25 protein-coding genes and 1 riboswitch are annotated in these 17,198 nt (G+C 49.8%); of the genes, 20 read left to right on the top strand and 5 right to left on the bottom strand.

Translation table 11 applies throughout. From position 1 onward, the window contains the following. Window positions 1-4 precede the first annotated feature (4 nt). Both C1A10_RS17660 and C1A10_RS17655 read left to right on the top strand, forming a co-directional pair. On the top strand, window positions 5-2,311 hold the full coding sequence (locus C1A10_RS17660) for a beta-propeller domain-containing protein (protein ID WP_101911508.1): 2,307 nt from the start codon (window positions 5-7) through the stop codon (window positions 2,309-2,311). Window positions 2,312-2,356: 45 nt separating this feature from the next. Next, entirely contained in the window at window positions 2,357-2,803 is a 447-nt protein-coding gene (locus C1A10_RS17655) for a YaiI/YqxD family protein (RefSeq protein WP_101911507.1), read from the top strand. Between the two features lie 57 nt (window positions 2,804-2,860). Here the strand turns inward: C1A10_RS17655 and rpsR are convergent, their stop codons facing one another. The 3 genes from rpsR to rpsF form a co-directional block, all read right to left on the bottom strand. Further along, window positions 2,861-3,133 carry a 30S ribosomal protein S18 gene (rpsR, locus tag C1A10_RS17650; RefSeq protein ID WP_101911506.1) on the bottom strand — a complete coding sequence of 91 codons (273 nt, stop codon included), beginning with the start codon at window positions 3,131-3,133 and terminating at the stop codon, window positions 2,861-2,863. A gap of 73 nt (window positions 3,134-3,206) precedes the next feature. Then, the gene (locus tag C1A10_RS17645; RefSeq protein WP_101911505.1) at window positions 3,207-3,662 is read right to left on the bottom strand and encodes a single-stranded DNA-binding protein; all 456 of its coding nucleotides are present in this window, start codon (window positions 3,660-3,662) and stop codon (window positions 3,207-3,209) included. Window positions 3,663-3,680: 18 nt separating this feature from the next. Next, the gene (rpsF, locus tag C1A10_RS17640; RefSeq protein ID WP_101911504.1) at window positions 3,681-4,022 is read right to left on the bottom strand and encodes a 30S ribosomal protein S6; all 342 of its coding nucleotides are present in this window, start codon (window positions 4,020-4,022) and stop codon (window positions 3,681-3,683) included. 223 nt (window positions 4,023-4,245) lie between these two features. On the opposite strand from rpsF, the gene C1A10_RS17635 reads away from it, so the two are divergent. The 4 genes from C1A10_RS17635 to C1A10_RS17620 all read left to right on the top strand — a co-directional run bounded on the left by C1A10_RS17635 (window position 4,246) and on the right by C1A10_RS17620 (window position 7,506). After that, the gene (locus tag C1A10_RS17635) at window positions 4,246-5,781 is read left to right on the top strand and encodes an NAD(P)H-hydrate dehydratase (protein WP_101911503.1); all 1,536 of its coding nucleotides are present in this window, start codon (window positions 4,246-4,248) and stop codon (window positions 5,779-5,781) included. Window positions 5,782-5,820: 39 nt separating this feature from the next. After that, on the top strand, window positions 5,821-6,360 hold the full coding sequence (locus C1A10_RS17630) for a hypothetical protein (RefSeq protein WP_101911502.1): 540 nt from the start codon (window positions 5,821-5,823) through the stop codon (window positions 6,358-6,360). 183 nt (window positions 6,361-6,543) lie between these two features. After that, window positions 6,544-6,906 (top strand): type II toxin-antitoxin system PemK/MazF family toxin, encoded by a 363-nt coding sequence (locus tag C1A10_RS17625; protein ID WP_101911501.1) that lies wholly within the window; start codon window positions 6,544-6,546, stop codon window positions 6,904-6,906. 123 nt (window positions 6,907-7,029) lie between these two features. Beyond that, on the top strand, window positions 7,030-7,506 hold the full coding sequence (locus C1A10_RS17620; protein WP_101911500.1) for an acyl-CoA thioesterase: 477 nt from the start codon (window positions 7,030-7,032) through the stop codon (window positions 7,504-7,506). A gap of 44 nt (window positions 7,507-7,550) precedes the next feature. On the opposite strand, the gene C1A10_RS18620 is transcribed toward C1A10_RS17620, so the two are convergent. Both C1A10_RS18620 and C1A10_RS17615 read right to left on the bottom strand, forming a co-directional pair. Next, on the bottom strand, window positions 7,551-7,703 hold the full coding sequence (locus tag C1A10_RS18620; protein WP_180951207.1) for a hypothetical protein: 153 nt from the start codon (window positions 7,701-7,703) through the stop codon (window positions 7,551-7,553). Between the two features lie 12 nt (window positions 7,704-7,715). Further along, on the bottom strand, window positions 7,716-7,898 hold the full coding sequence (locus tag C1A10_RS17615) for a hypothetical protein (protein ID WP_101911499.1): 183 nt from the start codon (window positions 7,896-7,898) through the stop codon (window positions 7,716-7,718). Between the two features lie 96 nt (window positions 7,899-7,994). Continuing rightward, window positions 7,995-8,103, top strand: a riboswitch (TPP riboswitch). Window positions 8,104-8,170: 67 nt separating this feature from the next. Between C1A10_RS17615 and C1A10_RS17610 the strand changes: the two genes are divergently transcribed. The 14 genes from C1A10_RS17610 to C1A10_RS17545 all read left to right on the top strand — a co-directional run bounded on the left by C1A10_RS17610 (window position 8,171) and on the right by C1A10_RS17545 (window position 17,158). Then, entirely contained in the window at window positions 8,171-8,467 is a 297-nt protein-coding gene (locus C1A10_RS17610; RefSeq protein WP_101911498.1) for a thiamine-binding protein, read from the top strand. A gap of 38 nt (window positions 8,468-8,505) precedes the next feature. Further along, entirely contained in the window at window positions 8,506-9,033 is a 528-nt protein-coding gene (gene thiW, locus C1A10_RS17605; protein ID WP_101911497.1) for an energy coupling factor transporter S component ThiW, read from the top strand. Next, window positions 9,026-9,847, top strand: coding sequence for a hydroxyethylthiazole kinase (gene thiM, locus C1A10_RS17600; protein ID WP_101911496.1), 822 nt, complete (start codon window positions 9,026-9,028; stop codon window positions 9,845-9,847). Before thiW ends, thiM begins: the two co-directional genes overlap by 8 nt. Then, window positions 9,834-10,475 (top strand): thiamine phosphate synthase, encoded by a 642-nt coding sequence (gene thiE, locus C1A10_RS17595; RefSeq protein WP_101911495.1) that lies wholly within the window; start codon window positions 9,834-9,836, stop codon window positions 10,473-10,475. Before thiM ends, thiE begins: the two co-directional genes overlap by 14 nt. Continuing rightward, window positions 10,476-11,120 (top strand): HAD family hydrolase, encoded by a 645-nt coding sequence (locus tag C1A10_RS17590; RefSeq protein ID WP_101911494.1) that lies wholly within the window; start codon window positions 10,476-10,478, stop codon window positions 11,118-11,120. It begins immediately after the preceding gene. A gap of 16 nt (window positions 11,121-11,136) precedes the next feature. Then, the gene (gene thiD / locus C1A10_RS17585; RefSeq protein WP_207654737.1) at window positions 11,137-11,916 is read left to right on the top strand and encodes a bifunctional hydroxymethylpyrimidine kinase/phosphomethylpyrimidine kinase; all 780 of its coding nucleotides are present in this window, start codon (window positions 11,137-11,139) and stop codon (window positions 11,914-11,916) included. 130 nt (window positions 11,917-12,046) lie between these two features. Beyond that, complete coding sequence (locus C1A10_RS17580; RefSeq protein WP_101911492.1) at window positions 12,047-12,703, top strand: HAD hydrolase-like protein; 657 nt, start codon at window positions 12,047-12,049, stop codon at window positions 12,701-12,703. Window positions 12,704-12,787: 84 nt separating this feature from the next. Further along, window positions 12,788-13,420, top strand: coding sequence for a lactate utilization protein (locus tag C1A10_RS17575; protein WP_101911491.1), 633 nt, complete (start codon window positions 12,788-12,790; stop codon window positions 13,418-13,420). A 34-nt stretch (window positions 13,421-13,454) separates the two neighbouring features. Continuing rightward, window positions 13,455-13,670: an LPXTG cell wall anchor domain-containing protein gene (locus C1A10_RS17570; protein ID WP_101911490.1), complete on the top strand. Its 216-nt coding sequence runs from the start codon at window positions 13,455-13,457 to the stop codon at window positions 13,668-13,670. 185 nt (window positions 13,671-13,855) lie between these two features. Beyond that, window positions 13,856-14,536 (top strand): nucleotide-binding protein, encoded by a 681-nt coding sequence (locus C1A10_RS17565; protein WP_242968968.1) that lies wholly within the window; start codon window positions 13,856-13,858, stop codon window positions 14,534-14,536. A gap of 45 nt (window positions 14,537-14,581) precedes the next feature. Next, complete coding sequence (locus tag C1A10_RS17560; RefSeq protein WP_101911489.1) at window positions 14,582-14,788, top strand: 4Fe-4S dicluster domain-containing protein; 207 nt, start codon at window positions 14,582-14,584, stop codon at window positions 14,786-14,788. Window positions 14,789-14,806: 18 nt separating this feature from the next. Next, the gene (locus C1A10_RS17555; RefSeq protein ID WP_101911488.1) at window positions 14,807-15,877 is read left to right on the top strand and encodes a 3-methyl-2-oxobutanoate dehydrogenase subunit VorB; all 1,071 of its coding nucleotides are present in this window, start codon (window positions 14,807-14,809) and stop codon (window positions 15,875-15,877) included. Continuing rightward, a complete protein-coding gene (locus C1A10_RS17550) occupies window positions 15,877-16,638 on the top strand; it encodes a thiamine pyrophosphate-dependent enzyme (RefSeq protein ID WP_101911487.1) in 762 nt (253 codons plus the stop codon). Before C1A10_RS17555 ends, C1A10_RS17550 begins: the two co-directional genes overlap by 1 nt. Continuing rightward, window positions 16,631-17,158, top strand: coding sequence for a 2-oxoacid:acceptor oxidoreductase family protein (locus tag C1A10_RS17545; RefSeq protein ID WP_101911486.1), 528 nt, complete (start codon window positions 16,631-16,633; stop codon window positions 17,156-17,158). The genes C1A10_RS17550 and C1A10_RS17545 overlap by 8 nt, the downstream gene beginning before the upstream one ends. Window positions 17,159-17,198: the final 40 nt, after the last annotated feature.

Here is a 17,198-nt window from a genome sequence, read left to right as displayed (position 1 = left end):
TGGGTTGAATCCGGATAAAAAATTGGAAATGGAACAGGATTTGGAATTTCTGCGCGGACAATTTGACAAGTTAAATCGCGAAATCCGGCTTCCGCATTCACTCGAAGCGGACTCTATGCTAAAGCTGCTTGAGAAAGTTGAACAGGAGCCAAAGGTAGAAAAGAACCATAAAGTGCTATGGCTGAAACCATTGGCAGCGATTGCAGCCTGTTTTGTGGTTGTCGCAGGTTCTGTCTACGCTTTAAGAGGGACGGGCAGCAAGTCCTCATCCATGGTTTCTTCTGAGATGTCAGTCTCAAAGGAAGCGGCCGACACGCAACTTGCTCCGGAATATGCATTGCGCGCGTTGGAGGACCGTGCAGGCATGGGCGGCGGAGATACGGGTGGCGGTGCGCCCGGACAGGAATCGGATTCGGATTCCGGCAAGGCTGCTGTACAACCCAATGAGGCGGCAGATGATTTAAATGCGGGTGGCGGGGTTGATTACGCCGACAATTATACACAGCTGCGGGATGCCGCTTTCAGGATAGGCGGCGGCATGGATCGTTACGCAGTACGGAATACAGAAGGGAACGAAGCAGCGGACGAAGTCTATTCTCAGGAGACAACGGAACAGCAACCTGAACTGAAAAGCTCAAAAATAGAACTCTTTACAAGCGCTTCGCTTAACTCCGATCAAATTGCCGGGAGCGGGTACACCGGCACCAATGTTCAGGAAGACGGGGTCGATGAGGCGGATATTGTAAAGACGGATGGAGCTTATTTATATAGTCTTGCTGAAAATGATTCAGTCGGCTCTTATATCTATGTTACCGATGCTGCGAAAATGAAAGTTACCGCAAAAATACAGGTAGATGATGATGTTTCCGAATTCTATGTCAGTGATGACCGTTTAATTACAGTAGAAAATGCTCCGGATGCTATCCCGCAGGAAAAATTACCGGAGGTGACAATTGTAGGCGCGACCGATGACAGCTTGGTCAGGCAGCTTCAGCAGAAAAACCCTTCGGCTACCGACCAAAATATGAGCCGTACGGATGTGCAGGCGACTGAAGCTGTGCAGGTTTGTGTCTTTGATCTCTCTGACCCCTCAGCCCCTAAAATGATCAAAACTTTCGCACAAAACGGCAATTATATTTCATCGCGCATGGAAAGCGGCGTACTTTATATTGTGAGCAGCTATAGCATTTCCCCTGCGTTCGACATGCAAAACGCTCAACTCAGCAGCCTCGTCCCGGCAGTATACGATAGTACGTCATCAAGAGCGCAGCTGCTCTCTGCCGATCAGATTGCGATTCTGCCAAATTCTGATCGCGCCAGCTATACGGTGATCTCCGCTATGGATACGAGCTCCGGTAAATCCGCGACACAGGCGATCCTTGGCGGCAGTGACGGCATCTATATGTCACCAAATAACCTATACCTCTATCGTACGGATTTTCAGCAGGCAAGTGGCAGCCAAAACTTTGAAATCACCAGGATTATCCGTTTTTCCGTGAACAAAAGTCAGGTTAGGCTTGTGGCGGACGGTACTGTGACAGGTTCCCCTTATGGGCAGTTTGCGCTTAGTGAATCATCGGATGGCAGACTGCGAATCGCTGTAACCGCAACTCAGTCGGATGGCGGTACGACAAATAGCCTCTATGTGCTTGACGCAGAAATGCAATGCATCGGCAAGGCTGAAGGACTAGCCCCGGGCGAGACTGTTCAATCCGTTCGCTATGTAGGAGATACCGCCTATCTGGTTACCTACCGCCAGGGCGATCCGGTCTTTGTGATCGACCTCTCTGATCCTCAAAAACCTGTACTTCTTGGGCAGCTGAAATTATCAGGGCTTCCGGAATATCTGCATCCAGTGGGGGATGGGCTGCTGATCGGGATCGGCCGCAATATCGGCCAGGACGGAACGGTTGCCGGTATTAATTTGAGCTTATTTGACAGTTCAGATCCACTTGATATGAAAAAAATACAGGAATACCAGATTGACGGCGGCGAATACTATTCAGAAGCGCTTGACAATCATCGTGCGGTTCTATGTGATGAAAGCCGCAATCTGCTTGGCCTGCCGGTGAATACCGTGGACAATCAGGGCCGTAATGTTGACAGCTATTATGTGTTTTCATATAATAGACAAAACGGGTTTACGCTGAAAGCCAATTTACGCCAGGATTCAGGAACCGGGAACAACCGGTTCGGCCCACTCAATCGCGGGTTGATCATTGGCGATCTGCTTTACGCGTTTTCGCCGGGAAACATCGCCAGCTACAACATCGGCACTTTTAGTCAAAAAGGCAGTGTAAAACTAGCATAAAAGACAGGGCCGCAAGCGGGCGGCCCTGTCTTTTTAGGAGGAATCATGCGAATTTTAGTAGATGCAGATGCGTGTCCTGTCAAGGAACAGATTGTCAGGATTGCGAAAAAATATAGTCTGCCGGTTATTATGCTGATAGATACCAGCCATATATTAGATGATGGATACAGCACGGTGATTACGGTAGACAAGGCACGTGACAGTGTAGATATTAAGCTGATTAACCTGCTTTCACCAGAAGATATTGTTGTCACCCAGGACTATGGCGTGGCCGCCATGGCGCTTGGAAAAGGTGCGCACGCTTTGAACCAGAACGGGCTGCTATACAGTGCGGATAACATGGACCGATTGTTGTTTGAACGTTTTTTAGGCCAAAAGGTGCGCCGTGCGGGCGGAAGGACAGCGAATACCAAAAAAAGGGGGAAAGAGGAGAACGAGGCTTTTTCTGTCATTTTGGAAAAACTGATCCTCAACAAATTGGAAGGCAACTGACATTTTGAAAAACAAAAAACCTCCGGAACATGTCCGGAGGTTTTGCTTTATCACCAATTAATCACTGACATAAGGCAGCAGACCCAGATGACGGGCGCGCTTAATTGCAATGGTCAGTTCACGCTGATGGTGTGCACAAGTACCAGTCACACGGCGGGGAACGATCTTTGCACGCTCGCTGAGATATCTTCTCAGGCGGGGAACATCCTTATAATCAATAGGGCCAAGCTTATCAACGCAGAAAGAGCAGACTTTTTTTCTGCCTTTTCTGCCGCCGGAGCGAGGACCTCTGCTATCTCTGTTGTCTCTGTCAGACCTCTCGTAAGCCATAAATACAAACCTCCTTATACTGATAATAGATTGATTCAGTGCGCTTAAGAATCAAAAAAGCGAAGCACGCTCATTAGAAAGGCAGATCGTCGGAATCACCGGCCATTTCAGAGAAGTCGCCCACATCACCACTGGCGTATGTGACAGAAGGCTCTGCGGGGGCAGCCGGAGCCGGGGGATTAAACGCCGGAGCAGAAGTACCTCCGGAAGCGTTTTTGCTTTCTCCAAACTGAACGTTGTCAGCAACAACCTCAACCGCTTTACGCTTATTACCCTGCTTGTCTTCATATGTGCGGGTCTGGATGCCGCCTTCGACAATAATCATTTTCCCTTTGGAAAAATATTTAGATACGAATTCAGCAGTTTGCCTCCACGCAACAACGTCGATAAAATCAGTCTGGCGCTCACGGTCACGGGAAAAGCTGCGGTCAATCGCAATGGTGAAAGAAACGACAGATATACCGTTTGGGGTTTGCCTGAGTTCCGGATCGGCAACCAGACGTCCCATCAGAATCGCTCTATTTAACATTGCGCAACACTCCTTGTCTTATGCTTCCTTTACAGGTTCTTTTGCAGGTTCCTTCGCAGCGGGAACTTCTTCTTTCGCAACGATCAGGCTGCGCAGGACGCCGTCAGTGATCTTATAGATACGATCAAGCTCGGCCGGAAAATCGGGGGTGGAATTGAAGTTAACAACCACATAATACGCAACAGTTTCATCATTGATGGGATAGGCAAGAGGACGCTGTCCCCAAGTATCCACACTGATGATTGTTGCATTATCGGAAATCAGCTTGTTGAATTTTTCAACAAGGGCGTTAACGCTTTCCTCACCGTTTTTTACACTGAATACCATCACAGTCTCGTAGTTTGCTCTAAGCTGTGCCATTTGAACACCTCCTTTTGGACTTTAGGCCCTGCCTCTGATGGGCAGAGCAAGGATGTTATACCGCAAGGCAGAATACTCCCCCGGTTAACCAGTAAATTATAACAGCAGAAAACAGCAAAGTCAAGCCCTGCAAAGGAATAATTTACTTATCATTCGCTTTTTTACGGACATTTCCTGTGCTATAATAAAAATTATAAATGTCAGAAACAAAGGAGTGTTTTTCATGCGCATTGTAACAGCCGAACAGATGAAAGCCATTGAGCAGAACGCTGTTTCCTGCGGATTGTCCATGGAGCGGTTAATGGAAAATGCGGGCAGCGCGGCGGCAATGGCGATACGGCGCGAGTATGAAGTCGACGGCCGCTATGTTACCATTTTCTGTGGCAGGGGCAACAATGGCGGGGACGGATTTGTGGCAGCGAGAAGACTGTGCCAGGCTGGTGCAAACGTTGCGGTGGTTCTGACTGACGGGGCTCCGCGTACGGAACAGGCAAAATCCATGTATGAAATGATCCGCATGATGGATATTGCGATTTCAGAATATGGAGTGGACCCACACTATCTTGCTGAACGGCTGGCGGAAACGGATATTCTGATCGACGCCATCTATGGGACAGGATTTCACGGCGAGCTGGATGACCGGCACAGGGATATCTGCCGGCTCATGAACGGAGTTGATGTGGATACAGTAGCGCTGGATATCCCAAGCGGCGTTACCTCTGACACCGGCTTTGCCGACAGCTTCGCTGTGAGGGCGGCAATGACGGTGGTATTTGATAGTGGGAAGCCTGCCAGCGCGTTCCCTGCATCGGAGGAATACTGCGGCAAGGTGGTGCTGGCCGATATCGGGATACCTGAGGAAGCACATGAAGGTATCCATTCAGAATTTACGATGGTAGATCAGGAATATGTGTTCAGCCATCTGCAAAAGCGCCGCCGCCGGACGCATAAAGGGGATTACGGCAAGCTGCTGAACGTGGCCGGCTCACAAAACTATATGGGTGCGGCAATTCTGTCTTCTCTCGCGGGAATGCGCACCGGTGCCGGTTATGTCACGCTGGCTTCCTCCGGCGAGGTCTGCCGGACCGCTCTTCCGGAACTTTTGGAGTGCGTGATGCTGCCGCTGAAAACGACGGATTCAGGAGCGCTTTCCTACGAGTCCATTCCGGAGATATTGTCTGTCGTTCAAAAAAGCTCTGCGGTTTTGGCGGGGAATGGCATGGGAGATTCCGAGGATGCCCAAAGCATTATTTTTGATTTGGTGCGCAAGACCAAATGTCCCCTGATCTTGGATGCGGATGGCATAAACGCAGTTTCCCGGAATATAGATATACTGAAACAGGCGTGCGGTCCTGTGGTGCTGACGCCCCATCTGATGGAGCTTTCAAGGCTGACAGGCGCTCCGTTGGAACAGCTCAGGCGTGACGCGCTGACAGTCGGACGCGCTTTTGCCCGGGAATATCAAGTAACGCTGGTTTTAAAAGACGCCTATACCAACACCGTAAGCGCCGATGGGCAGGTGCTGATCAACACAACCGGAAATGCCGGATTGGCGAAGGCCGGCAGCGGGGATGTCCTGGCCGGTATCATCGGCGCGCTTGCCGCGCAGGGAATTTCTCCGGAGATTGCGGCGGCATCCGGCGTCTGGCTGCATGGCGCCGCAGGCGATATGGCTGCCCGTAATTATTCGCAGTACGGCATGCTGGCGCGTGATGTGATTCAGGCGCTGCCACAGGTGTTTCTGGAAAATAACCGGTGATCTTAATCCTATGAAATTACGGTCGGGGGGAATGAATCGTTGCGGTGGAAATTGGTTCTTGCCGTAGTTTCGGCGGTGCTGGCAATCGGGCTTTCCGCTTGCGGCACAGAAAAATTGAATGCGCAGGAACAGGCACAAATTCAGGAAAACCTGAGCAAATCTTATGAAACGACTGCAAAGGTGAACTATCACGATTTTGAGACGGTAATGACCATTTACAAAAAACCGATGAACTGCGCAACGGTGCGGTTCGAAAACCCTGAGAACCTGAAGGATTTTAAGCTGACTTACTATACGGATAAAGTTGCGGTTGACTACAAAGATATGCATTTTGATTTTCTTCCCGACACTCTGCCCGGAAAAGCCGCATCCAGCCTTGTCGTCTCGGCGCTCAATTCAGCCATGAGTGATAACGGAGTTACCGTGGAGCAGAAAGAGAAGCAATTAATCGTAAAAGGCGAACTGGACGAGGGCTCTTTTTCTCTGGTGATTGACCGGGACAACGGAAATATTTTAAAGTTGTCGATTCCTGCAAGTGAACTGGAAATGGAGATTCTGAATTTCAAAATTCTGGAATGAAACCTATAAAAATAACAGGGCCTGTACCGCATGGTACAGGCCCTGTTATTGTCAAAACAGGACGCCTATCAATAGAATGTAAAAGGTACGGAAAGTTTTCGCCCTATGATTAAACCGTGCCGGTATCGTTCAAACTACCAGTGGAAGTTTACGAACCAAAGAAATCCACGGAGTGTGATAGACGTGACTGTAAAAAGAGGGGACATCTACTACGCGGACTTAAGCCCGGTAGTAGGTTCGGAACAGGGCGGAGTACGGCCCGTTTTGATCGTTCAGAACGATGTCGGGAATCGTTACAGCCCTACAGTGATTGCGGCCGCAATCACGAGCCAGAAGGAAAAATCAAAGTTGCCAACCCATATTGAGATCAATTCGCAGGCCTGCGGACTCTCAAGGGACTCGGTGGTATTGCTGGAACAAATCCGTACCATTGACAAAAAACGCCTGAAAGAAAAAATGGGACGCCTGGACGATGGATCTATGGGACAGGTAAACCACGCGCTTTCCATTAGTTTCGGATTGGGCGATGCGGGCGGCATTACATAGGCCGCCCTTGTCAGGGGCTGCTGTGCTTTGCGCGGCAGCCCTTTTTTATTGCTATTTTACATACAAACGGCTATAATAAATGAAGATCAATGATCATTTTTCTGACCGCAAAGGAGTGGCTAAATGCAAAGACCAGTCAAACATGTACGGGATTCGCGTACAGAACAGATACAAATTATCATGCCGCAGCATATCAACGGCTACAACCGGCTGTTTGGCGGACAGCTTGTGGAATGGATTGACATTGTTGCCGGAGTGGTGGCGCGCCGCCACAGCAATTGTAAAGTGACTACCGTATCAATTGATCATCTGCACTTTAAAGCGCCCGCTTATGTGGATAATACGATTGTTCTGATCGGACAGATAACTTACGTGGGCATGACCTCCATGGAAGTGCGTGTAGATACCTTTGTGGAGCATCTGAATGGTGAAAAACAGTTGGTGAACCGGGCTTTTTTAACAATGGTTGCGCTTGATGATCAGGAACGGCCTGCAATCGTGCCTGCGTTGGAGCTTGAGACAGCGCAGGAAAGGCTCGATTGGGAAGCGGGGGAAAAGCGGAGTGCGCTGCGTAAACAGCGCTCTATCGAGCAGTTCTGAAAAAGTTGAGGCCCGCCAATTGACCTGGCGGACCATCTTGAATATTATTCGCCTCGGGTCAGATTTTCCGCACATTTTTTCAGTTCTTCCAGAGAATGAATTTTCATATGGCTTTGTTTCAGGGTTTCCTGCACAATGGCGGGCAGGGAGTTGAAATATTGCTGCATTTCGGGACTGTCAGTAAAAAAATCCTGCATTATGAAACCTCCTTAAAAGTTCATTTTCTGTTTGTTAAGACTCTGCACAAAAGCATGCATTTCATCACGGGAATGTATTTGATGCGTGTGCGAAATAATCTCCTGTTTCTTTTGTTCCGGCAAAGTGGCAAAATACTGCATAGCGCCCTCATTTTGCGCCAGTGCCATTCCGAAGCCAAGCGGCAGATCACTCATTTTTATCACCCTTATCTAGTCTGTGAATTGGGCAATCCAATTATACGCCTGATTGTATTGACACCGTTATGCACCTGTGCTAATATAAACTGGAAAAAAGAATAACCGGGGAGCCTGTGTGTACAAGCTGAGAGGAAATTTAAAATTTCGACCCGAAAAACCTGATTTGGATAATGCCAACGTAGGGAATTCGTTAAAGATAACACATTTCCGTGCAAGCATCATTGCGATCGGAAATGTGTTTTTTATTTAGGAAAGGGGCAGAAAATAAAATGTATAATGCAAGCGTAGCGATTCAGGTCCTGCCGGAATCGAAGGGAGAAGAGACCATCCGGATCGTGGATGAAGTGATTGCCTATATCAAAGGCACCGGGCTGAATGCCTTTGTGGGGCCATTTGAAACAACCATTGAGGGGGATTATGACCAGTTGATGGAAATTGTAAAGGAATGCCAGTTGATCTGTATTCGCGCGGGGGCGCCGAGCGTCATGTCTTATGTCAAAATCAGTTATAATCCCGAGGGTGTATGGAGTATTGAGAAAAAAACAGGAAAATACCACACAAAATAGGGAATAGAAACTATGAAAAAGGAAAGATTGATACAGATATGAAACAGATTCATTTAAAAAAGATGGTTTTCACGGCGCTTTTGGCCAGCCTTGGGTATGTGCTGTCCACATTTGTTTATTTTCCGCGTATGGCGCCGTTCCAGCATTTTGTCAATGTCATTTCCGCAGTATTCCTTGGGCCTGTCGGTGCCGTTTGCTGCGCCGCGCTGACCGGCGGGATGCGCATGCTTTTGAACGGGAGTACCATCCTCGCGGTAACAGGCGCGGTATTTGGCGCAGGATTGTCCGGAATTCTGTATCGGAAGACGGGCCGGCTTTTCATGGCGGTGATCGGCGAAATCATCGGGACAGGGATTATCAGCGCGATTGTATCTTTCCCGATTATGAAGATCTTCTATGGCTTGCCGGATGTCTCACCATTTACTTATATTCCGTTTTTTATCCCGTCTTCCGCAATGGGAGCCTTACTTGCGTTTCTGTTTTTGAAAGCGGTCTCCCGGAGAATGAGTGTTGCTGACATGCGTGCAAAGCTTATTGGAAAAGAAAAGGAGCAGATTCATGTTTGAAGAAATTTTAAACCGATTGGCAGAGCAAAAGCCTATCGTTCATTGCATTACCAACTTTGTAACCGTTAATGACTGCGCCAACATTGTTCTTGCAAGCGGAGGCTCCCCGACGATGGCGCACGACGTGGGGGAAGTAGGGGAGATCACCGAGATGTGCCAAAGCCTTGTGCTAAATATGGGTACCCTCGGCGATGATTTGGAGGCGATGATCGCAGCGGGCAAAAAGGCCAACGAACTTGGGCATCCGGTGGTACTTGATCCTGTGGCGGTGGGTGCGTCAAAGCTGCGTACAAACGCTTACCGCCGTTTGGAAAGCGAGGTCCGGTTTTCCGTAATCCGCGGGAATATCTCCGAAATCAAAGCAATTGCGACTGGCTCCGGCTCCACAAAAGGCGTGGATGCGGACGACCTTGATACCGTGCGGGAGGATACGCTTGATCAGGCAGTCCAGATGGCGAAAACATTGAGCCGGAAAACGGGGGCTGTCATCGCTATTTCCGGCGCTATCGATATTGTGGCGGACCGGGAGAAGGCATATGTTATCCGGAACGGGCACCCGATGATGGCGCGCATTACCGGCACAGGCTGTATGCTGACTGCCTTGATCGGCGCGTTCTGCGGCGCAAATCCCGACAGGATTCTGGACTCTGCCGCAGCCGCGGTTTGCTCGATGGGGGTTTGCGGGGAACTGGCTCATGCCAAAACCGTTCGGACGGAGGGCGGCACCCTGAGCTTTCGTACCTACCTGATTGACTATATGAGCAATCTGACACCGGAGAAACTGAACGGAGGAATGAAGCTTGAAATTCGATAGGAACTCCCTGCTGCTGTACGCAATTACAGACCGCACCTGGTTAAACGGCAAAAGTCTGGCCGGTGAAGTGGAGAAAGTATTGCAGGCGGGTGCCACTTTTTTGCAGCTGCGGGAAAAAGACCTGGATAAAGAACACTTTTTGCGGGAAGCAAAGGAAATCAAAAAGCTGACCGACCGGTATCATGTCCCGTTTGTGATCAACGATGATGTGGAGGTCGCCATTGCCTGTGGTGCGGATGGCGTTCACGTAGGGCAAAGCGACATGCAGGCGCGGGATCTTCGGCAGCTGTTTGGCCCGGATAAGATCATCGGCGTTTCCGCCCGCACAGTCGAACAGGCGCGGATTGCAAAGGAAAGCGGTGCGGATTACGTCGGTGTGGGCGCCGTTTTCGGTACGACAACCAAAAAAGACGCAAATCAGGTCACTTTTGAAGAACTCAAAGAGATCTGCGCCAGCGTCGAGATTCCGGTTGTAGCAATCGGCGGAATCAATGAGACAAATCTCATGCAGCTCAAAGGTAGTGGAATCGACGGGATTTCGATGATTTCCGCAATTTTTGCGAAACCGGATGCGGCAGCCGCCACAAAAAACCTCCTTGCGCTGGCAAAGGCAATGAAGGAGGCATAGATGGAAAGGCAGTACGCGATTTTTGATTTGGACGGAACCTTGCTGGATTCTATGCAGGTATGGAGAAATCTCGGAAAGAATTATCTGCTGTCCAGAGGGGTCAGGCCGCCGGAAAACCTGCTGGAAATCCTGAAAACGCAAACGCTCGGGGAATCCGCCGACTATTTTCGCAATGACTTGGGACTCTCTGGCACCGTGGAAGAAATCCTGAACGGGATTCATGAGATGATTACGCGGGAGTATGCCGAAACGATTCAGGCAAAGCCTTTTGTGCGTGATTATCTGGAAAAGCTGCATACATACGGTCAGAAGCTCTGTATCGCAACCGCGACGCCCGCCAATCTTGCAGTGCTTGCGTTAAAACGCCTTGGCCTTTTGCAGTATTTTTCGTTTATACTGGATTGCGGCGAAGCGGGAAGCGGCAAGAACAGCCCGGACATCTATCTTCAGGCCGCTGGCAGACTCGGAGCGTCAATAGAAGCTTGCACAGTTTATGAGGATGCATTGCATGCCATAAAAACCGCAAAAACCGCCGGGTTTTATGTTATTGGCGTACAGGATGCATCCGCTTCGCAGGACGAGGCAGAAATTCGAATGCTGTGCGACCGGTATATCCGCTCTTACAAAGAGCTTCTGGAAGAATGAACTGGAGGAATCAATCGTGAAAAAAGTGCTCACCATAGCGGGCTCGGACTGCAGCGGCGGGGCAGGAATCCAGGCGGACATCAAAACCATCACCGCCCATAAAATGTACGCCATGAGCGTCATAACGGCGCTGACCGCGCAAAACACCACAGGGGTGGCGGGAGTCATGGACGCAACACCGGAATTCGTGGAACAGCAGATGGACATGGTGTTTACCGATATCAGACCGGACGCCGTAAAGATCGGGATGGTATCCAATAAAGACATCATCGTATCTATCGCTAAAAAACTGCGGGAATATAACGCCCGTATTGTAGTTCTGGATCCGGTAATGGTTGCAACCAGCGGGAGCCGACTGCTCAAAGACGACGCGATGAATGCGTTAATCGGACAGCTTTTCCCGCTTGCCTCCGTAATCACACCGAATATACCGGAGGCGGAATGCCTTTCTGGAATGGACATTCAAAACAGGCCGGATATGTCCAAAGCCGCTGAAAAGATTGCGGAGTTTTATCAGGGCGGAATCCTGATAAAAGGCGGGCATATGTCCGACTGCAGCGATGATTTGCTTTGGATGCAGGGAAAAGAGGTCTGGTTTCAAAGCGAGAAAATTGACAACCCAAATACACATGGAACCGGTTGTACACTGTCTTCCGCAATCGCCTGCGGCCTGGCGGCAGGCCACAGCCTGGAACAAAGCATACAGAATGCAAAAGCATATATCACCGGAGCGCTCAAAGCCAACCTGAACCTTGGGGCGGGAAGCGGCCCGCTGAATCACTGCTGGTGGCTGTAATCATGAAACGCCATTTCGAACTGTTCACACACAGATCGGAATGGCGTTTTGCTTGAATCGGCAGTATTGCTATGATATACTATTATAGGAAGTATAGTTTGCACAAAAAGGAAAGGAATAAGGCTGATTCATGAAGTATGATGTGGTTTTGTGGGATTTTGACGGCACACTGGTAGATACCTCGGAGGGAATCTTTGAGTCCCTCAGGATTGCATTTGCGCGGATGGGGCAGTCGATGCCTGAGCTGCCGATACTTCGTAAGTTTATCGGCCCGCCTATGCTGTATTCGTTTCAAACATTTGTTGACTTTACTCCAAAACAGGCGGAGGAAGGCGTCCGGCGGTTCCGGGAGGATTATGAAACAAGAGGGATTTATAACGCCCGCGTTTATGATGGGCTGAAGGAACTGAATATGCAGCTTCGTTCGGAAGGAATCAAGATTGGCGTTGCGACATTGAAGCCGGAGCGGATGGCAAAGCTTCTGTTGGCTCATTTCGGGCTCGATGCTTTAATCGACGTTTGTGTTGGTACCGATGGAGATGAGAGCTCTGATATTACAAAAGCCGGTATCGTTCTGGAAGCAATGCAAAGACTTGGCTGCCGGGATAAATCCCGCGCTGTACTGATTGGGGATACCATTTATGACGCCGTGGGCGCGAAAGAAGCGGGTATCGACTTTCTGGCGGCCGCATATGGATTCGGCATTGATGAAGAGCGGGACAGACAAAGCAGCATTGGCCTTGCGCATAATGCGGAAGAAATTAGTGTAATTTTGAGGAAATTATGAGGAGATTTTATTGTCAAAAAGATGAAAAAGTTGTACAATAAAAAATACTGAATCTACCATTATCTGAAGCGGGGAGAGTCTGTTATGGATGCATCTTTGAATGCGGTTATTGAAAAGAAAATCAACAGAACGATCGGAAATTTGCAGAATAACAAGATGGATGCTTATTATGTCAAGACCTGTAAGGATGCCGTCAACCTGATTGACCAGCTTTGCGCGGAAGGTAAGTCGGTAGCGGTGGGCGGTTCCATGACGTTGTTCGAATGCGGCATCATTGATTATCTGCGTTCCGGAAAGTATCAGTTTTTTGACCGCTATGCACCGGGTGTGGATGTCGGAAAAGTGTTTCGTCAGGCCTTCTTCTGTGATACATTTTTCACAAGCAGTAATGCGATTACCGAGCAGGGGGAACTTTATAACGTCGATGGAAACGGGAATCGCGTAGCCGCTATGATTTTTGGGCCCAAAAGTGTCATTGTGGTGGCCGGTTACAATAAAATTGTTGCCGATCTTGAAGCGGCCAGACGCCGTGTAAGTGATATTGCAGCTCCCGCCAACGCCATGCGTCTGGATAAAAAAACGCCCTGCAAGGTATTGGGAGCCTGTCAGAACTGCCGCAGTGACGACCGCATTTGCGCGGACTATGTTATTCATGGCCAGCAAACCGCCAAGGGCCGCATAAAAGTCATTATTGTGGGCGAACAGCTGGGCTACTGACAGATGAATTCAGGTTATCAAGAAGGATTGCGAGGTGTTTGTGTTGTTTGACAGGTTTTTTAAACGGTTGGCCGCCGTATCGGCTGCGCTGATGCTGGCAGTCTGTATGGGGGTACCCATATTTGCGTTCAATCCGGCGACCGGTGATTCATCGGGTACAATGATCGTCATTATGGGCGGGCTTCTTGCCGTTTCACTGGTTTTGATTATTATATTTGCGGTTTTATCCGCCAAAAAGAAGAAAAAGTAATGTACATTGAAAGCCTGCCCGGGAATGATCGGCGAGCACGAAATTCTTGAGGGGGGCTTTTTTATCATTGCTCCGCTTTATCAAGTCAATTTCTAAAAGTAAATGATTCCATACAGGCAAACAGTTATTGTTCTGGACGGTCAACCGTGTTATAATAACAATAATGTTGGCTGTGAGGTGATCATTTGCTCGAAAACTTGAAACGGATACTGGTAATCGTTGGACACTACGGCAGCGGAAAGACCAATTTATCTGTCAATTTGGCGCTGCATATGAAGTCCATGGGAAAACCGGTTGTCCTGGTGGATTTGGATATTGTGAACCCCTATTTCAGGAGTGCGGATTTTGCCGGGCTGATGCAGCAGCATGGGATTGAATTGGTTTCGCCTACCTATGCTCGTACAAATCTGGATATCCCGGCCCTTACCGGGCGGCTTGACGCTGAAATAGAAACAGATAAGACTTTGATTATCGATGTCGGCGGCGACGATGCCGGTGCGGCCGCTTTGGGGCGCTACAGCGCAGCAATCCGCGATGCAGGCGGATGCGATATGCTCTATGTGGTGAACGGCTACCGTTATTTGACCCGCACTGCCGAAGATGCTGCCGAAATATTGGGAGAGATTCAGCGGGTTTCCAGATTGTCCGTGACCGGGGTAGTGAATAATTCCAATCTTTCTAATGCGACCACTCCACAGGACATTGCCGCAACGGACAGGTTTGCCCAGGAAACTGCCAAAACTTATGGAGTGCCCATGCTGTTTACGGCGGTTGACGAGCGGATTGCCGCTGAAACAGGTGTGCTGCTTGAAAACGGTACGGTATTTCCCGTACGGATATTCGTTAAAAAACCATGGGAGGAATGACCTCTCTGTTGATTTTTTCGATTCAACTATAAGGAGGTGTTTTGAATGGCAAAGATGTCGGTAAACGACAATATCTGTAAAGGCTGTGGACTGTGCATCCATGTTTGTCCCAAAAAAATTATAGTTCTGAATAAAACAGTTTTAAATGCAAAGGGTTATCATCCCGCAAAAGTGGATGAGATGGACAAATGCATCGGCTGTGCAATGTGCGCGGTGATGTGTCCGGACTGTGCGATTACTGTGGAGAAATAAGGAAAGGCAGTGTAAAGAATGGCTTCCAATCAAAAAGTACTGATGAAGGGGAATGAAGCGCTTGCCGAAGCTGCGATTCAGGCCGGCTGTCATCATTTCTTCGGATACCCCATCACCCCGCAGACCGAAGTTGCGGCCTATATGTCCAAGCGCATGCCCAAAATCGGAGGAACCTATCTGCAGGCGGAATCTGAGGTTGCGGCAATCAACATGGTGCTGGGCGCTGCGTCCGCCGGCGTCCGGGCGATGACCTCCTCTTCGTCGCCGGGCATTTCCCTGAAAAGCGAGGGAATTTCTTATATCGCCGGTTCGGATCTGCCCTGTCTCATCATTAACGTCCAGCGCGGCGGCCCTGGGCTTGGCGGCATCCAGCCGTCCCAGTCGGATTACTGGCAGGCCACCCGTGCCCCCGGTCATGGGGATCTGCATATTTTGGTGTTTGCGCCGTCTACAATCCAGGAAATGGTGGACATGGTGTTTGACGCGTTTGAAAATGCTGACCGTTATCGGATGCCCGCCATGATTCTGGCCGACGGAATGCTCGGACAGATGATGGAACCGGTTGTTTTTCCGGAGAAGAAAGTGGTCACTTTTGATAAAGAATCCTGGGCAACCAACGGACATAAAAATCAGCGTCCTCATAATATCGTGAATTCCCTTTATCTGCAAGCAACCGAACTGGAGCGGAAGGTAAAAGAGCGTTTTGAACGTTATGAAGTCATCAAGGCCAAAGAAGCCCGTGCCGAAGAATATCTGGTGGACGACGCGGAACTGGTGGTGGTTGCCTACGGCGCGACCTCCCGTATTGCCAGGAGCGCAATTAACAGCGCAAGGGCAAAAGGCGTAAAAGTCGGCTTGATTCGTCCGCAGACCCTTTGGCCGTATCCATCTGCTGTCATTGCAAAAGCGGCGCAGACCGCGAAGGCGTTTCTGACGGTGGAAATGAGCATGGGACAGATGGTGGACGATGTCCGCCTTGCTGTAAACGGCAAAGCTCCTGTTTCATTCTTTGGCCACACCGGCGGCGTGATCCCGACACCGGCGGAAGTATTATCGGAAATTGAGAAATTAACAGGAGGTGACAGGTAATGGCGATTGTTTATCAAAGACCGCACGCGCTGCTGGATGTTCCAACCCATTACTGTCCCGGATGCACACATGGTGTCATTCATAAGCTGGTAGCGGAAGTTATCGATGAACTTGGCATCGAGGGAAACACCGTCGGTGTTGTTCCGGTAGGCTGTTCGGTTATGGCTTATGATTATTTCGCGTGTGACGCGGTGGAGGCTCCTCATGGACGCGCCCCGGCGGTTGCAACCGGCCTGAAACGCGCCATTCCCACCAATGTGGTATTTACTTATCAGGGCGACGGCGACCTTGCCGCGATCGGTACCGCCGAAACCGTCCATTCCGCTACCCGCGGCGAAAATATTACCGTCATCTTTGTAAATAACGGAATCTATGGCATGACCGGCGGCCAGATGGCTCCGACCACCCTTCCCGGCCAGGTTACCCAGACTACGCCTTACGGGCGCGATACGGATATCGCGGGGTATCCCATCCGCGTCTGTGAAATGCTGTCCACCCTGAGCGGCGTTGCTTACGCGGAGCGAGTGGCTGTGGACAGCGTGCCCAATATTAAAAAAGCAAAAGCGGCAATAAAAAAAGCGTTTACCGCACAGATTGAGGGCAAGGGATTTTCCATTGTTGAGGTGCTTTCCACCTGCCCGACCAACTGGGGCTTCACACCGGTTGAAGCGATTCAGTGGCTGCGTGACAACATGATGCCTTATTATCCCCTTGGCGTATACATGGACAGAACAGAGGAGGGGGTAAAGCACAATGCTTAATATGCTGTTAGCCGGCTTTGGAGGACAGGGCGTCCTGTTCGCCGGTAAAATTGTAGCTTATGCCGGTTTGATTGAAGACCAGTATGTTTCTTGGCTGCCTTCCTACGGCCCTGAAATGCGCGGCGGTACCGCGAACTGCAGTGTCTGCCTCTCGGATCAGCCGATTGGTTCTCCGCTTGTGCTGGCTCCGGATGTTCTGATTGCCATGAACCTGCCTTCCTATGATAAATTCATTGATAAAGTGGTTCCCGGCGGCATCGCAGTGATCGACAGTTCGTTAATTGATAAAAAATGCGAGCGTACAGACATTCACTGTTTTTACGTTCCCGCTACGGAATTGGCGCAATCCGAAAACTTGCAGGGGCTGGCAAATATCATCATCCTCGGCAAGGCATTTGGGGAATCCAAATTTGCTTCTTTCGAGACAGTGGAGCAGGCAATCCACAAATGTGTCCCGGCGAAAAAACAGCACCTTGCAGAACCGAACCTTCGGGCGATTCAGCTTGGTATGGGATTATAAAAACCGGATATCGTCAGACAGAGGGCGCTTTTTGCCCTCT

This window comes from Marasmitruncus massiliensis (genome assembly GCF_900186535.1).
Classification (GTDB): domain Bacteria; phylum Bacillota; class Clostridia; order Oscillospirales; family Ruminococcaceae; genus Anaerotruncus; species Anaerotruncus massiliensis_A.
The sequence above is the reverse complement of the archived record's forward strand: the minus strand, read 5'-3'. Positions and strand labels throughout refer to the sequence as shown.

Coding starts and splice junctions, on each gene's coding strand:
- C1A10_RS17560 (WP_101911489.1), top strand. CDS start 14,582: ATGGCAAAGATGTCGGTAAACGACAATATCTGTAAAGGCTGTGGACTG.
- rpsR (WP_101911506.1), bottom strand. CDS start 3,133: ATGGCTTACGAGAGGTCTGACAGAGACAACAGAGATAGCAGAGGTCCT.
- C1A10_RS17635 (WP_101911503.1), top strand. CDS start 4,246: ATGCGCATTGTAACAGCCGAACAGATGAAAGCCATTGAGCAGAACGCT.
- thiM (WP_101911496.1), top strand. CDS start 9,026: ATGTTTGAAGAAATTTTAAACCGATTGGCAGAGCAAAAGCCTATCGTT.
- C1A10_RS17580 (WP_101911492.1), top strand. CDS start 12,047: ATGAAGTATGATGTGGTTTTGTGGGATTTTGACGGCACACTGGTAGAT.
- C1A10_RS17555 (WP_101911488.1), top strand. CDS start 14,807: ATGGCTTCCAATCAAAAAGTACTGATGAAGGGGAATGAAGCGCTTGCC.
- C1A10_RS17575 (WP_101911491.1), top strand. CDS start 12,788: ATGGATGCATCTTTGAATGCGGTTATTGAAAAGAAAATCAACAGAACG.
- C1A10_RS17545 (WP_101911486.1), top strand. CDS start 16,631: ATGCTTAATATGCTGTTAGCCGGCTTTGGAGGACAGGGCGTCCTGTTC.
- C1A10_RS18620 (WP_180951207.1), bottom strand. CDS start 7,703: ATGCAGGATTTTTTTACTGACAGTCCCGAAATGCAGCAATATTTCAAC.
- C1A10_RS17620 (WP_101911500.1), top strand. CDS start 7,030: ATGCAAAGACCAGTCAAACATGTACGGGATTCGCGTACAGAACAGATA.
- C1A10_RS17590 (WP_101911494.1), top strand. CDS start 10,476: ATGGAAAGGCAGTACGCGATTTTTGATTTGGACGGAACCTTGCTGGAT.
- C1A10_RS17645 (WP_101911505.1), bottom strand. CDS start 3,662: ATGTTAAATAGAGCGATTCTGATGGGACGTCTGGTTGCCGATCCGGAA.
- thiW (WP_101911497.1), top strand. CDS start 8,506: ATGAAACAGATTCATTTAAAAAAGATGGTTTTCACGGCGCTTTTGGCC.
- C1A10_RS17655 (WP_101911507.1), top strand. CDS start 2,357: ATGCGAATTTTAGTAGATGCAGATGCGTGTCCTGTCAAGGAACAGATT.
- C1A10_RS17610 (WP_101911498.1), top strand. CDS start 8,171: ATGTATAATGCAAGCGTAGCGATTCAGGTCCTGCCGGAATCGAAGGGA.
- rpsF (WP_101911504.1), bottom strand. CDS start 4,022: ATGGCACAGCTTAGAGCAAACTACGAGACTGTGATGGTATTCAGTGTA.
- C1A10_RS17615 (WP_101911499.1), bottom strand. CDS start 7,898: ATGAGTGATCTGCCGCTTGGCTTCGGAATGGCACTGGCGCAAAATGAG.
- C1A10_RS17550 (WP_101911487.1), top strand. CDS start 15,877: ATGGCGATTGTTTATCAAAGACCGCACGCGCTGCTGGATGTTCCAACC.